The organism is Paenibacillus sp. MMO-177 (assembly GCF_037147795.1).
Lineage (GTDB): Bacteria > Bacillota > Bacilli > Paenibacillales > Paenibacillaceae > Pristimantibacillus.
In genome coordinates this window covers 1-14,442 of the sequence record NZ_JBBCUR010000006.1, presented here as the reverse complement: position 1 = coordinate 14,442, position 14,442 = coordinate 1, and the positions used below count along the sequence as shown (strand labels likewise).

At 41.0% G+C, this 14,442-nt stretch carries 15 protein-coding genes and 1 riboswitch; of the genes, 2 read left to right on the top strand and 13 right to left on the bottom strand.

Annotated features, from left to right (window positions below):
• Positions 1–83: 83 nt before the first annotated feature.
• The 4 genes from WFK81_RS20755 to WFK81_RS20740 all read right to left on the bottom strand — a co-directional run bounded on the left by WFK81_RS20755 (position 84) and on the right by WFK81_RS20740 (position 5,179).
• Positions 84–2,282, bottom strand: coding sequence for a spermine synthase (locus tag WFK81_RS20755; RefSeq protein WP_336788289.1), 2,199 nt, complete (start codon positions 2,280–2,282; stop codon positions 84–86).
• Between the two features lie 84 nt (positions 2,283–2,366).
• A complete protein-coding gene (locus tag WFK81_RS20750; RefSeq protein WP_336788288.1) occupies positions 2,367–3,578 on the bottom strand; it encodes a multicopper oxidase family protein in 1,212 nt (403 codons plus the stop codon).
• A 138-nt stretch (positions 3,579–3,716) separates the two neighbouring features.
• On the bottom strand, positions 3,717–4,046 hold the full coding sequence (locus tag WFK81_RS20745; protein ID WP_336788287.1) for a four-helix bundle copper-binding protein: 330 nt from the start codon (positions 4,044–4,046) through the stop codon (positions 3,717–3,719).
• Positions 4,047–4,270: 224 nt separating this feature from the next.
• Positions 4,271–5,179 carry a WD40/YVTN/BNR-like repeat-containing protein gene (locus tag WFK81_RS20740; protein WP_336788286.1) on the bottom strand — a complete coding sequence of 303 codons (909 nt, stop codon included), beginning with the start codon at positions 5,177–5,179 and terminating at the stop codon, positions 4,271–4,273.
• Positions 5,180–5,557: 378 nt separating this feature from the next.
• Between WFK81_RS20740 and WFK81_RS20735 the strand changes: the two genes are divergently transcribed.
• Positions 5,558–6,127: a YdhK family protein gene (locus tag WFK81_RS20735; RefSeq protein WP_336788285.1), complete on the top strand. Its 570-nt coding sequence runs from the start codon at positions 5,558–5,560 to the stop codon at positions 6,125–6,127.
• Positions 6,128–6,284: 157 nt separating this feature from the next.
• On the opposite strand, the gene WFK81_RS20730 is transcribed toward WFK81_RS20735, so the two are convergent.
• From WFK81_RS20730 to WFK81_RS20715, 4 genes are all read right to left on the bottom strand, one after another.
• Entirely contained in the window at positions 6,285–6,551 is a 267-nt protein-coding gene (locus WFK81_RS20730) for a DUF2933 domain-containing protein (protein WP_336788284.1), read from the bottom strand.
• A 179-nt stretch (positions 6,552–6,730) separates the two neighbouring features.
• The gene (locus WFK81_RS20725) at positions 6,731–7,468 is read right to left on the bottom strand and encodes a M56 family metallopeptidase (protein WP_336788283.1); all 738 of its coding nucleotides are present in this window, start codon (positions 7,466–7,468) and stop codon (positions 6,731–6,733) included.
• Between the two features lie 103 nt (positions 7,469–7,571).
• Positions 7,572–7,985: a BlaI/MecI/CopY family transcriptional regulator gene (locus WFK81_RS20720; RefSeq protein ID WP_336775246.1), complete on the bottom strand. Its 414-nt coding sequence runs from the start codon at positions 7,983–7,985 to the stop codon at positions 7,572–7,574.
• A 113-nt stretch (positions 7,986–8,098) separates the two neighbouring features.
• Entirely contained in the window at positions 8,099–8,614 is a 516-nt protein-coding gene (locus WFK81_RS20715; RefSeq protein ID WP_336775245.1) for a C40 family peptidase, read from the bottom strand.
• Positions 8,615–8,984: 370 nt separating this feature from the next.
• Between WFK81_RS20715 and WFK81_RS20710 the strand changes: the two genes are divergently transcribed.
• Positions 8,985–9,782 carry a C39 family peptidase gene (locus WFK81_RS20710; RefSeq protein WP_336788282.1) on the top strand — a complete coding sequence of 266 codons (798 nt, stop codon included), beginning with the start codon at positions 8,985–8,987 and terminating at the stop codon, positions 9,780–9,782.
• A gap of 179 nt (positions 9,783–9,961) precedes the next feature.
• Here WFK81_RS20710 and WFK81_RS20705 read toward each other — a convergent pair whose 3' ends face one another.
• The 5 genes from WFK81_RS20705 to WFK81_RS20685 all read right to left on the bottom strand — a co-directional run.
• Entirely contained in the window at positions 9,962–11,449 is a 1,488-nt protein-coding gene (locus WFK81_RS20705) for an IS1182 family transposase (RefSeq protein WP_442956083.1), read from the bottom strand.
• 133 nt (positions 11,450–11,582) lie between these two features.
• Positions 11,583–12,053, bottom strand: a complete 471-nt coding sequence (locus WFK81_RS20700; protein ID WP_336788280.1) for a C40 family peptidase — start codon at positions 12,051–12,053, stop codon at positions 11,583–11,585.
• A gap of 3 nt (positions 12,054–12,056) precedes the next feature.
• Positions 12,057–12,194, bottom strand: a riboswitch (cyclic di-AMP (ydaO/yuaA leader).
• 106 nt (positions 12,195–12,300) lie between these two features.
• Complete coding sequence (locus WFK81_RS20695) at positions 12,301–13,224, bottom strand: F510_1955 family glycosylhydrolase (protein ID WP_336788279.1); 924 nt, start codon at positions 13,222–13,224, stop codon at positions 12,301–12,303.
• A 21-nt stretch (positions 13,225–13,245) separates the two neighbouring features.
• Positions 13,246–13,479: an SHOCT domain-containing protein gene (locus WFK81_RS20690; protein ID WP_336788278.1), complete on the bottom strand. Its 234-nt coding sequence runs from the start codon at positions 13,477–13,479 to the stop codon at positions 13,246–13,248.
• Positions 13,480–13,585: 106 nt separating this feature from the next.
• Positions 13,586–14,442, bottom strand: an 857-nt coding sequence (locus WFK81_RS20685; RefSeq protein WP_336788277.1) for a M23 family metallopeptidase, incomplete at its 5' end; no start/stop codon positions are given.

Genomic DNA, 14,442 nt, shown 5'->3' with positions numbered 1-14,442 from the left:
TTGCCTCTTCTCAAAGTTTATCTGTCTCTTAGTCATTTGTGCACGGGAATCAAGTTGACGAAGCAATGATGTCATCATTGCTTTCACCGACTGTGCAGATGTAAACGGGGTTGCAGTAAATATAATAGGCCATAAATGAGAGAGCCAATGCCTAAAGCTGCGGTAATCCCCCAGTTCAATGAAATAAGAACTGAAAGTAATGAACCAACAACAGTCATTAATCCATTGATAGCCCAACTGAGGCCAATTTGTTGATAAGGAAGCAAAGAAAGACCTAAAGGAAGTGGCATACCTCCAAAGAAGCCTAGAGGGATTAAGATGAGTGCACCCCCGATTAATCGATACAAGATTGGCACATAAAACATTTGCTGGTCATACCAGGTGATAAAAAGATTGATGACAATCGTTAGTACAGCGACCCAAAGTAAGGGAGTGTAGCGTTTCGAACGGTTTGAAAACCATCGCGGGGCTACTATACTTCCAATTCCACCGGCAATTAAAAGAATACTCAGTACAAGCACAAATGCGTATGTAGGATGGCCTAATGGCAAAATGAACCGCTGAACAAGAGTCGTTTCAATCACCATAAAACCGATGCCCAGGCCAGATACATATGCGAAACTTCCATAAGATAAACGATTTTTTCGAATGAAATATACACTGATGATGAATATAATTGAAATTAACATGATCAGTGACTTGGGAACCTCCCTCGTTTTTTGATAAAAAAACGGTTTGTCATCCTGATTCGCTGAAAGATCCACATTTTTTTGCTTCAGTGAACCCTTCATCTCGTTCATGTGATCCGCAATGAGTGGAACGTGAATAGGAATCTGCTGTATGGACTCAGCCTCTGATTTCAAATGTTGCGCTGTCGATAGGGTAAATGGTTCAGGGCTTATAATCAATAAAGGTCTTGTAATCACGGTTTTATTCATTCCCCATACCACATGGCCCAGATGTTGGTACGTGCCTATGACTGCCATGTGGTCGTTGATCTGATTCATGGGGACACCCTGCCCTTGTAAAACCTTCTCAGCTGCGTTTTCAACTTTAAGAAGCTCATTTTCATCGTGCAAAAGAAAAGCAAGTCTCCCCCCATGCTCGAGCTTCTGTATATATTCACGAATCGCCTCTTGAGTAAATAGGTAATTTTCTGTCAAGGCGACCCCCAGCCCATTTTCCGATTTCTTTTTAACTAGTGATAAGTAGATGATATTATATTGATTTTTGGTTTGTCGGATGAATGACCTTCCGTCGGAGACAATGGCTGAAACGCCTTGTTGTTGAAAGACATCTCCGGAAAATGTCGACATCTTATGTACGGCCTTAAAACTGTCATCATTAATATCGACAGCATCAATCTTTTTAAAGCCGGCCATTTGAGCCGTAAGAACTTCTTGTCCTCCTCCTGCACCTATAATTAGTGCATGTTCCTTGGGAATATCCTGAAAAGCCAAATAGCTTGTCGTATGGGTTAAATAATCAACCTCTTTTAAATTTCCATTGTATTTTGATATTGGAGAGACTGCACCCCCATCGATTGTGATGTAAAGCAGCTGACCATCACCTGCATCGTAAACATCGGTCTTTGCAAGGGAGTTCCATTCAGAAAACACGGGCTTAACATCTTTATTATTCTTAAATATATGATTGGGGCTGGTTGTAAAGGCCCGAAAGAATATATCTTTAGAAAAGGGCTCGATAAACGTATAGGCTGCAATCAGAATTACGAGTATACAAGATATTTTCAGAGGTAATCGTAGTGTATTCATCCAAAAAAAGCTAATCAGCAGAACCGCTGCCCCTAACCAATATATCGTCCTTACGGGATCCATCACATTCATTAGCCATATCGATGAGATTGCTCCAAGGCCAGCACCGATCATATCCGAAAAATAAACGGCATGGATATGCTGCCGCTGTGCTTGAATGATCGCCGCAAGTATTGTCCCGCCAACACAGAAGGGTAGGAATGCTGTAACAGCATAGAACCAAATCCCTCTGAAGGGAACAGTGTACATCAAAGAAACGGTTAGAAGCAACACGACGGCAAAACTGCCTAACCAAATAAATCTTAATTGATAAACACGGCCAGCCGACCTGTAGGCGATATAACCGCCTAATCCTGTTCCGAGTGTTGCGAGGGATATTGCCAAAAACACAAAATTATGATCAAGAACGGCCGAAAAAAAACGGGAAAGGAACACTTCATAAACCAAGAGCACGAAGGCTGTGCAAAATGTAATGACGATATCTTTTTGACGTATAATTCCAAACATAAGTTAGCGCTCCTTTAATAATTCCGGTTTATCCTGATGAATTTACCCCACCAGTTGTTGAACACATCTGGTGGGGTAAATCGGTTACTTCACGTATTTCACAAGTGTAAGGAGGCCCCCCGGTTCAACATCAGCATTTGTTGTATGGTGCAGTTCATGGCAATGGAATACCCATTCGCCCGGATTGTCTGCAATAAAATCAATATCATATGTTTCGCCTGGGTTTAAGGTTACCGTACTCACTACCTGAGGTGTGGGGAGAGGATGTCCGTCCTTTGCAATAATCCGAAAGTCATGACCATGCAAATGCATCGGATGGATACCATTGCTAATGTTGGCTAGTCGAATACGAACCCACTCCCCCTGCTTTACTTCAAGAGGCTGCGTATCAGGGAATGATTTACCATTCATCGTCCAATAGTTATAGTCCATCCCCATGACTGTGCTCCCGGCTTCCTCTTCCTTACCGGGCATCTCCATTTTTTCACCCGGTGTCATCCCTTGCATCGATTTCGTTTTTAATCCCTGTTTCATCATATGCGAGACATCACCCTTTCTCTTTAAAGGGGAAGGGCTCCCTTTGGACATGCCCGCCATCGAATCCTTTTCGTCTTCCGTCTTCCCTCCGTTTTTCTGATCGGGTATGTTCCATCCCCCAATGATGTAGCTGTACTCTCGATCATGTTTTACGATTTCGTTTTGCGGATCTATAATAAGCAGGCCATATAATCCTTTGTCGATTTGTTCAATACTGTTAAAGTGGGAATGGTACATATAAGTCCCTGCGTGGTTCGCCGTGAACTCATAAGTAAACGTTTCTCCAGGCTTAATCGCGTGTTGCGTAAAAGAAGGAACACCATCCATCTTGTTAGGAACATGAAGTCCATGCCAGTGAATGGAGGTTTCTTTTTTAAGACTGTTTTTTAAAATAACACGGATCGTATCCCCTTCTTTGGCCCGAATGAGCGGACCGGGTACGGTACCGTTAAAAGTAATGGCCTCGGTTGTTACTCCGGAAACTACCTCCCATTTGGCTGTTTTTGCTTCGAGGTGAACCTCTCGAACCTTGCCGGTTTTTTTTATGGAATCTGTCTCCGGGAGTGCGGGTAAACTACGAAGTTTTTTGGTGGTTAGGATATCATCCGCCGTATCGCCTTTTGCCGTTTCAAGGACTTGGTAACTACGGTTTTTCACAGTGGGGTTTCCCGTTGGTACCTGTTGGCTTGCAGCTTGCTGTCCACTGCAGCCAGTCAATAGTAGTGCCAAAAATAAGGGTACAAAACAGGTTTGTTTCATTGGTGATCCCTCCAAAATGAGTTAGTCTTATTATGCCAACTCCAGTAATGACTTATGCAGGCGAGTCAATATACTTGATGAAGGAATCATATAAAAAAACAAAAAGGCGCCCCTCTATGAGAGACGCCACTAAAAATATTAAGCAGCCATTTTACGGCAAGCTTTTGCACAAGAAAAACATGCTTCGGCACAGCGTTTACAGTGATCGTGCATATGTTTTTCACATTCTTTTCCGCATGCTTCACAAAGTTCCGCACAAAGTTTACAGATTTGAGGTGCATATGCACTCCCCAGAGACATGAATCGAGCCGCGAGTTCACACAGATCTGCGCATTCACGGTCTAAACGAATACAATCTCGCATCATCCCGATATCACTCTCTTTGAGACAAGCGTCGTAACAGTGGTTGCAAGCGATCATACATTTCAGACATTCTTCAATACATTCTTGATATTTCTCGTGAGACATCACTTAACACCCTTTCCTTCGATATTCGTAGCCTGAGTTCATAAAACTCATTTTAATACTACGCTAAGTAATTATTACCCGGTATGCGGCAACCTAAACAATTGTTTTTGATCCAAAACCATGGGCAAACCCTCGTGAGTCCGAATATGAAGAAATAAAGTGGTGTGATCAAACTAAAAAGTTAATACAAGTGAAGTCATTCCCCACATAAGCTTAGGCAATCACTACTTCTTTAGAGACCAACTACTCCCCCCATCATTACTTTCATAAACGGAATACTGATCAGTGATGATGGTCAGCCGCTTCGGATCTATCTTTGATGCCCTGATCCCCAAAGGCATTTCGCCATCATTTAAATCCACGTCAATATCTGACCATGTTTTCAGGTCTGTTGATTTTAAAAACTGGCTTTCTGTCATCATAATCACACCTCCATCAGAGAGGGAGAAGACTTCATAAGCTGGTTCATTGGTTAGTTGAATTTGTTTTAAAGTTCCAGCTTGGATTGTATAGCGAACCAGACCTGTTTCTGTGGCAGCCAAGATGGTTTCCGGTGCTGAAGAGAGCATCATTATGGAATAAGCTCCTTGAGGGATGGTCCCCACGTTCTGCCAAGTTTGTCCACCGTCTCTTGTTTCATACAAGTTATTGTCTGCGCCAGCAAGCAAGGTAAATAGATGTTTTGAATTATTCGGATCCATGGTTAAATAGTGCGCATCCGGCTCATTTGGTTTCGCTTGATTTGGAAGTCCATTCTCAATAGTCTCCCATGACTGCCCACCATCGCTAGATCGTTTGACAAATCCATGGCCCGCTGCAAATATCGTCAATGGATTATCCGGACTCGTTTCGATCCCCATCACATCACTTGTCGCGAGCGGTTTAAAAGTTCGCTGCCACTTTTGATCAACTAGTTTATATACGCCAGTATGTGTTCCCATCCATAGGCTCGTACCATCCGCAGAATAACTAAAAATATGTGGATGGGTTCCAGACACTGGGGTCAACACATCCAAATTCGATTTATTGTCTTTTCTCAAGCCCCCCCATATAGCAGAACCGATAATAACGATGAGTGCTAATGTAAAATAAAAACCAATTCCCAGGGAAAATCCCTTTTTCTCACGAGGCATGCACCATTCTCCTTAACATTAAAGTTTTCAATTATTATAGATGACAATTGTGAAGATTTTGTGAGGTCCAAAGCTCTCTGGAGTAAACTCCATTGCCTAAGCTCGAATTCAAACTGCTCTTTGAAGTGTTTTTCGATAATTCGGATTTAATAAAACTTACTCTTAGGTCCAGGCTGGTAGCAGCCATCTCGACTGTTGCGCGATGCAGTCTGCCACGGTTAGCACTCCCAATATCCTGACACCGCCATTTTTTATTTTACCTTCAAGTGTTTAATTATGCGCCCTACTGGATAAGTTATTCAAAGAATGTTCACTTGGAATATTCTATACGGGGTATATTATTGTTGAATCAACAAAAATATAAGGAGTGAAGACGATTTGAAAAAGAGTTTTATTGTAATAGGAATCGCAGCTGTAATTGCTTTAAGTGGATGTGGAAATGGAAATACCAATAATCAAGGAAAAGCCAATAACAACAATAATCAACAAGAAACAAATACGGGCATGGATGGCATGAACCATTCCGGTTCAAGTGAAGCACCAAAAGGATTAATGGAAGCTAAGAACCCGAAATTCGAAGTAGGAAGTCAAGCGATTATTAAAGCCGAGCATATGCCGGGGATGAATAAGGCAACCGCGACGATTGTCGGCGCTTATGATACAACTGTATATGCTGTATCTTATACACCAACAACAGGCGGTGAAAAAGTCAAAAACCACAAATGGGTGATTCAAGAAGATATTAAAGATAGCGACGATCAACCGTACAAACCGGGAGATGAAGTTGTGTTGAACGCTGAACACATGCCGGGGATGAAAGGCGCAGCGGCGACAATTGATACAGCAGAGAAAACAACAATCTATATGGTTGATTACACTCCGACAACGGGAGGAAAACTAGTTAAGAACCATAAATGGTTAACAGAAAGTGAACTATCAGCCAAATAATAAAATCACCCCCGCGGTCATCAAGTCCAACAACGGGGGTGTGTCATTTTTCGCTTGAAATGATTTTCGATAAAGTCTTTGTCCGCTCTTCCTCGAACGACTAATTAACAGATATATCTGTTGCAGTCCGGCTTATATCGACCTCCGTCAATAGAAGTTAATTCATCACATGGGCGGAGTGGTTGGCGCCGTGACTTTCAGCGGTATTTGAAGCTTGTTTTAAGTTTTCGATTTCCTTCGTCAATTTATGGTTTTGTTCCATCAATTCAGCCATTTTTAATTGAAGCGACTGCACGTTCTGATTTGAAGAATTATGGCAATCCTTTTTCGCACTGCTGTGTTTATGACCGGAGAACATACCTTTCATGCAAAACAGCATCATCAAAGGACAGGCAAAAACTGCAAGAATACTTAACCATTGCATCTTAATTCCCTCCATTCATTTTGATAAACTGATTATATCGAAAAATTGTGATGAAACGATGAAGATTAAACTGTGCGCCACAAATTAAATTACCGGATGAACGGTAGTTTAATTCCTCTTCGCTCAGTTCGCCGTTGGCGTAACGACATAAACCTTGATTAATGTAAAAAGCAAGCAGCTCATGAACAGCTGCTTGCTACTACTCCGCTTAATATTATAATAAAAATACTTGAAACAACTAAAGGCTTCACATCAAACAATGGGACTTGCACTTTATTTGGTAAAAGGAGTTGTTTGATGCGGTAATTAATTTCAACATCAGCTAAACTAACGTGAGTAACCATCATATTATTATCTTTACGCTCTGAACATTTCATTAGCACACATGCAAGTTCGTAAGGACCTTTCATTTTGCGAATCGCATATTGGTCGGCAAGCAGCTCCATCCAAACTTGAATGTGATGATAACCTTTCTTGAACATCGGAATAAAGGGTAAGCTATCCTTTATTAAGCGTACTAAAAATAATCGCAGTGGGTCATAATGCCGACAATGTGCATATTCATGCCAAATTACGGCTTGTAATTCACCTTCGGATAACCGGCTGATCAGGTTCGTTGAAATATAAATTTTCGAAAGAAAGATTCCTGCAGTCATGGCAATATCTCCATCGTGCTTCAACACAATGATCGGATATCGACCGGTCGTATAGTTCTTCTGGAGTTGAATGGTTGATTGATCGTCTTTCCAGTCTAAAACCTTTTTTCTCCAGCGCGATTGGGATAGGATTTGTTGAAACAGACGGATGATAACCATGCCAAAGCTATAGGCAATCAATCCATAAAGACTTACAAATATAAGATCATGGAGATAAGATTCTTCTTGAATTGCCGAGATACAGTATTGCAGAAATCCCAAGACCGAGAAACCTCTAAACTCATGTATGAGGTAAGAGAGCATTTGAAACCAAATAAAGAAACTGCAGAGTATCATCAAGGAATAAATAATATGATGCTTATACCTATTCATTGGATTTATCACGTTTCCATTCCGAAACTCTCTCTTCAAGCAATTTCATTAACTTTGGATCTGCTTCCTGCAAGGCATTTACCATATGATTTACAACTAAATCGCCGAACTCATGGATAAGCCCTTCCGTAACGATGCGTGTTTGTTCTTGCAAGAATTCTTCCTTGCTTTGCAGGGCATAATAGCATGTCACTTTTCCACGGCCTCTTCCAGAGGTCGTTTTGCCTATATTTCCTTTTTCATGCAGGCGATTTAATACAGTCATTACTGCGGTATACGATAAGTCTGTTTCTAACAACTCCTGGACTCTTCTTGCAGTTACTTCTTGATACTCCCATACTATATCCATGATTAACGACTCAAGAGGGCCGAAAAAACGGTTCAGTCCATCCTCGTGCATTTTCATACGTTTTATATCCAGAACTAAAACCTCGCCTTCAAGCGGATTAATACTACATATTGTAGTCCTAATCCTTAGGCTCGTCAACTTCATTAGTTGGTATCGGTATATTATCCGAATTAATTAATTACTCGTCTTGCTACGATAAATCTCTTTTTGTACCAGCTGTTATTATAAATGTTTGTAATGATAACATCTCTCTCGGCGGTAATGTTATGAATCATTTTTCCATCGCCAATATAGATTCCGACATGACCGACATCCTTCTTATCGTTGCTGTCGAGCCAAAAGAAGATCAAGTCGCCTTTTTTAAAATCTCCCCATGCAACCTTCTGCCCTACTTTAGCTTGATCATCATCATCTTTATTAACAAGTTTTACACCTATATCTGCAAGTCTGTATGCAAGATACGTAAAGCCGGAACAGTCTGTTTTATAGGGTGCGCGGGTTTCTTGTCTTTGTCTCCAGTTCACATATTCGACCTTATTTTCCAGCGAGAGTGCGGTTTGGACAACCTTATTTCTTTTGGCTTCTACAGAAGATGAGGCTGCTTCAACTTGCTGAAGTAATGATGTTGCCGGCAAGCTCAAGGCCAGCATTAAGAGTGCGATCTTTGTCTTGATTCCGTTTTTCATGTTGTCTCTCCTCTTCGTTAGTTTCAAGGAAAGTATATTTTTATTAGTCAGAACAAGAAATAATCAAAAATTGGCATGTAAACGCCACCAATGAGTTGTTTGGTTGAAAAAAGCCTGATAAATTGCGGTTTTTTTTCTATTTTGGCAATAGATCTTAGAAATATAAATATTTTTTTACTAGATGTATTTTGTACCTTGTGTTAAAATTATAGATTTTTCTTCTTATATTTTTAAACGTTTGACTTTTGAAATAGTAAGCATATATGCATCCCAAATTTCAAGTGAATTATTGTTTAAGAAACGCAGGACCTTATGGTATATTTTAAGAACAGAGAAGAATAATAATTAGCAGAAACGGAATGATTTCAGCGTGAAAAAGATATTATTATACTTCAATATTCTCATGATTATTCTCATCATCTTGGGTATTGTTCTAATCGTGGAACAAAATCAAAAGGAAAAAACAAGCACTTTGATGGCAACACCCACACCTGCTAGAGCAATTCCACCCAAAGAAACCGATCCAATTAATATGACTAAGGACTTGCCTCCCTCTCAGCGGAAGACATCCGTTCTATTGACCGCACCGTTAGTTAAACAATTACCCGAATTGTTAAACGGCTGCGAAATAACATCCTTAACAATGCTCTTGCAATATTACGGAATTAAGAAGGATAAAATGGATTTAGTCCCGGAGCTTATTCGGGATGAAACACCGATTATTAAAAGTAAGAATGGTCAAATTTTAACCTGGGGAGATCCGAACATTGGATTTGTCGGCGATATTACCGGCAAGAAAATTGGTTACGGTATCTACCATGAACCATTATATCAACTGCTAAAAACTTACATCGATACAGCTGTCGATTTAAGCGGTACTTCCTTGGATGAATTGGAACAGAAGCTTTCAGCCGGCTACCCGGTCGTAGTTTGGACCACAGTTAACTATAGTGCACCAGCGGAAAATGACTGGAAATCGTGGAGTTCTCCGGCTGGAACGATTAAAGCTACTTTTAAAGAACATAGCGTATTACTGGTTGGCTATGATAAAGATCACGTTTATCTAAACGACCCGCTCAGCGGTAAGAAACAAGTAAAAGTGAATAAACATATTTTTTTGTTAGGTTGGACAGCCTTGGGCAAGCAGGCCATTTCTTATGGTAATTGAGAATGGTTTGTTGGGCATAAGAGGATAATACTCACACGGCCTCTATTATCCTTTCCTTCGCCAATTAGTAAAAGAAACAAGCCCCGTAAACGAGAGCCCTGCAAAAGCCTTGCTTTTGTATAAGAGTGGACTCGAAATTGGGAAATGTATTTCAATCACACACAAAAACAGCTCGTTCCTCATCTGAGGGCGAGCTGTTTTTGTTCTTTTAGTTTCACCATCCGCTTTACGTTTACAACGAAAGCGGTGAGATAAGCTTGTATTCGCATGCGAAATAAGCCTCGGTATTTAGCTGTAGCCATACCGTGGAACCTTTTCATCTCCGCATTTTTATGTTCTATGATCGGTCTGCGCCGGATTCTTTCTTTGAACGTATCGGTAAGCTCAAATTCAATCTGCTCTTTATAGTGTTCGGCTATTATTCGTATGGAGTAAGACTTGCTTTTAGCTCCTGGCTGGTAGCAGCCATCTTGCAGAGGACAAGTTTTACATTTCTCAATGTCAAAATAATAGACCATCGAACGACTGCGTCCGTCTTTCTTGCTACCCTGAATGGCCCTTCGTGTGCTGTGTTCACCTGCAGGACAAACAACAAAGTCGGCATCCTTGTTATATTCAAACCCTTCCTGACGTTCACCACCACCGTGAACAACAGGATGAAGGGGAACCACCGGCGAAATGGTTTCCGTCTTCATTATCTCTAAATTGTCTTTCCCGGAATATGCTTTGTCTGCAATGATTTCTACTACGTCAATTCCATTGGCTTTAGCTTGTTCGAGCAGAACAGGTAGTTGTTTACCATCGTCTGTGCTTCCTGGTGTGACTTCCAAGGCGGTAATGATTTCTTCTTCCGTTATGGCGATATGTTCTTTGTAACCGAAGAATGACTTTGTGCTGCTCTTCCAACCGAAGCGTGCATCCGGATCGATAGCCGATAAAACACCTTTGCTTGATAACAAGCGTTCATCTTCAACGATTTGTTTTGCAATTTCCAGCTTTTCCGTTACTGCGCCTTCATGGTCAGGCAGAAGATTTTCAATGGTTTCTCCTAATGTGGCAAGATAGATCAGCAGAATTCGTTCCGCATCTTCCTGGTCGCTTTTAACTTTTGGCAGTTGAGGCAGTTTCTTTTCTAATTTAGGGTGACGCTTGGTGACCACACGAAACAAACGTTTTGCTGCATCTCGCAAAACGTCCAAAGGCCGTTGTTTCTGACTGCCGGCCAGCGTATGTGTAGCATCCAGAATAATGGCATTACTTTTGACCAAACCTTGGTCGATACATTGACCGACCACATGTTTCAGTACGTCTTCTACTTGGCTCGCTCCGAGCCGATGGTTTCGAAACCGTGATAACTGCGAAGCATCTGGTACGGCATCTTCTGGATTCACGCCGAGAAACCACTTGTAAGCCAAGTTTACCTGCGCTTCCTGTACGACACGCTCATCGGAGAGGTTGTACAGAATTTGCAGAAACAACAAGCGAAAAAGCATCTCGGGCTCATTGGCAGGTCTGCCATAATATTTACAGTAAGATTGCTCCACCAGTTCGTGGATGAAACTGAAATCCACTAATGCATGGATCTTCCGCAGTAGATGGTCTTCAGGAACAAGATTATATAGTTCCGCATGAAACGATGCGGTTAATTGTTTGGCTGCATTCAACAAAAATGGTCACTCGCTTTTTCCTTTTTTTCTAGTATACAACAAACCCAGTACCGGCGCGGTACTGGGTTGTCTTTTACAGAAACTGTATTCGTTTTGCAGGGCTCTCGTAAACGGACTTGTTTCTTTCGGTTTTTTAATGGTTTTTCGTTGTCATTTCCCCATAAACTTCTTCTGTTACGACACGCCGAGCTGTCACATACCGTTTTTCATAATAGTCCTCGGAGAGGCTACTAATTCTTACCCCTTTGCTGCTGGAAGAATGAGCGAATTGTTCATTACCGATATATATGCCGGCATGAGATATGCCCTTTCCATCTGTGTTAAAGAACACGAGATCGCCAGGTTTTAAATTCTCTTTTGCAACTTTTATTCCCTCTTGCGCCTGTGCCTTGGATGTCCGTGGAAGATCTACATCATATTTATTGAATATGTATAAGATGAATCCTGAACAGTCAAAGCCGTTTGTTGTTGTCCCCCCCCATTTATAAGGAGTTCCAACGACCTGATCAACGGCATGTTTGATATCCATTCCGTTTGCAAACGCACTTCCAGAAAAAGCAAAACACATAGTACCCAATACAAGTGAAGCAATAACTTTCTTCAAAACAGTTTCTCCCTTCGATGCCTACGAGGTTAGCTAAGGGTTCGGAAGAAGGTTTCCCTATAATCCTTAAGTGCAGATTAATTCACCCGAGAGTGGATCCCCCGTTTCCATTTTTTAAGAGGAATTCGGCAAATTTCGTTTTGTTTTTTATTTCGGTTTATTTATTTCTCTTTTTTCTATCCAATTCCTTCTTATTTTCTATTAGAATAATCTCATATTCGACAAAGAATAAATGAATATAATATATTTACTTGTTTTTTATACCGATTCCTTTAACCGCTATTTTGATCCAGCTTATTCCTTTATCCCGACTTAAGAAAACGTTTCGTTCAGATGTGGAAAATGCTATTTCGTTTTCAATTTGCGGGTTTTGGGCGATGAAAGTAATGAAATCATTCGGGTCAAGGGCAGGTGTAATAAGCGATCTTATTTCTTCATTTATTTGCCACAATAATTTCTTTCCTCCGATAAATAAATCGCCGTTTTTTCCAAATGCTACGGCAGTCACTTCTTCCTCAAGAGCTAGCTTCTTAAATTGATCGCCATAATCGCTCGACAAGAAAACACCGTTGCTTGTTCCGATGGCAACCGTTTGGGGGTCTGAAGGATGAGCGGCTATTGCGGTCATTTGTCCGTCCAATCCATTTAACTCGCTCTTTTTCCACGTTTTCGCGTCATCTAATGTTACGTATACGCCCGATGTACTTAACCTTGCATTGGCTTCCGGATTATAGACATAAATGGCGTGCGTTTTATACCCTGCTGCCATCCCATGAAAATCCCTGACACCCTGTAAATCCAATGGGATAATCGTTTTTCCGTCATTAGTAACTTTCACAATTCCAAGAGGATTAACCAGGTCGGACCTTAATGCAGGATGACCGCTGCTATAAAATCCGACGTCAACAAGATTAAATCCCATATAATCATGCTTGTCCCCTTCAAAGGGGTTCCAGCGATCATTTCTATAGGCCATAATTCCGTCATGTGCGGGAATTAACAGCTGAGTTCCGTCGTTCGTGAAACCTAATCCATGAATATGAGTGATTTTTGCATTTTCTTTTTTAGACGGTAACACTACTAATTGGATAAATGCAGCACCCAAAAATCCTAAGAGTAGTCCTCCTGCCCACCATGTTTTCGGCATGATGGCCGAACCTTTCTTTTTCATTAACTGTTCCTCTCTACCCGATTATTTGTCCAACCACTTCAATTTTTCAAAGTATTCATCTTGATTGATTTCGCCATTAACGTAACGCTCGCCTAAGATCATCCGGGGATGGTCTTTCACTTTACCCTTTTGCAATGAACGAATGACGAAAAAAATGGTTAAACCAAGTATTAGAATAGACACGATCCCTGCAATAGCCATTATGATACACATTTGCATCATAGATGAATTTCCTGTCATATTATCCATCATCATGACAAATCAGCTCCTCTCTTCGATATCATTGTCGATTTCTATTCCATGATACAATTCACATTTGATGATAATGTGTAGGAAATAAAAATGTTATGACAACGTATGCTTATAAATAATCCATTGGATTTTGAACTTCTTCATTGATCCTGACTTCAAAATGAAGATGATTACCAGTTGAATTCCCTGTCGAGCCTACTTCGGCTATTTTCTGGCCTCTATTAACTTTTTCTTCTTCCTCCACTTTTATTCCGTTCATACGAATATGGGCATACAGCGTCCACATACCATTTCCATGATCGATGATAACCGTATTTCCATATCCGCTTGTCCATCTTGCCAACAAGACCGTACCTGATTGGGCAGCCAATATTGCCGTTCCTCCTGGCGCCCCAATATCAATCCCCTTATGAAAAGTGTCCTTCTCCCCAGTTATCGGATCTTCCCGGCCTCCAAACGGAGATGTAATGGGATAGGTTTTAGCGAATGGCCAAATAAGCCCGGTTCCCTTAGAAGGTGAACTATCGCTGTTGGTTTGATGCTCCTCATGCTCACTTTCTTTTAATGCTTGCTCTTCCAGCGTTTTTTTCTTCTCTTTGAGGGCAGCAGCTTCTCTGGCCATATCCAATAGTTTAATTTCTTGATCCTTTGATACCGTTAGCAGCGCCTTCTGTTCTTGCTCTAATGAAGCAATTAATACTTGCTTTTCCTGCTCCTTAAGACGAAGCTCACTCATCATCTGATCCGTTTGTAAACGGAGCTCCTTGACCTCAAGCATTTGCTCCTCCATCTTTGTTTGCTTTAGGGAAATGTTTGTTGCATCTGCTTGATTTTGTTCGATGATGGATTGGTCTTGGGCAATAATGATTTTCAGGCTCTCGATCCGGTCAATAAAATCCATAAAACTATTTGATTGCAATAGAACATTTATATAGGAGACCGCACCATTTTGATACATGAGCCGAA

Excerpts from the sequence above, each read along its gene's own strand:
- WFK81_RS20755 (WP_336788289.1), bottom strand. The coding sequence starts at position 2,282 with ATGTTTGGAATTATACGTCAAAAAGATATCGTCATTACATTTTGCACA.
- WFK81_RS20750 (WP_336788288.1), bottom strand. The coding sequence starts at position 3,578 with ATGAAACAAACCTGTTTTGTACCCTTATTTTTGGCACTACTATTGACT.
- WFK81_RS20745 (WP_336788287.1), bottom strand. The coding sequence starts at position 4,046 with ATGTCTCACGAGAAATATCAAGAATGTATTGAAGAATGTCTGAAATGT.
- WFK81_RS20740 (WP_336788286.1), bottom strand. The coding sequence starts at position 5,179 with ATGCCTCGTGAGAAAAAGGGATTTTCCCTGGGAATTGGTTTTTATTTT.
- WFK81_RS20730 (WP_336788284.1), bottom strand. The coding sequence starts at position 6,551 with ATGCAATGGTTAAGTATTCTTGCAGTTTTTGCCTGTCCTTTGATGATG.
- WFK81_RS20720 (WP_336775246.1), bottom strand. The coding sequence starts at position 7,985 with ATGAAAATGCACGAGGATGGACTGAACCGTTTTTTCGGCCCTCTTGAG.
- WFK81_RS20715 (WP_336775245.1), bottom strand. The coding sequence starts at position 8,614 with ATGAAAAACGGAATCAAGACAAAGATCGCACTCTTAATGCTGGCCTTG.
- WFK81_RS20695 (WP_336788279.1), bottom strand. The coding sequence starts at position 13,224 with ATGAAAAAGAAAGGTTCGGCCATCATGCCGAAAACATGGTGGGCAGGA.
- WFK81_RS20690 (WP_336788278.1), bottom strand. The coding sequence starts at position 13,479 with ATGATGATGGATAATATGACAGGAAATTCATCTATGATGCAAATGTGT.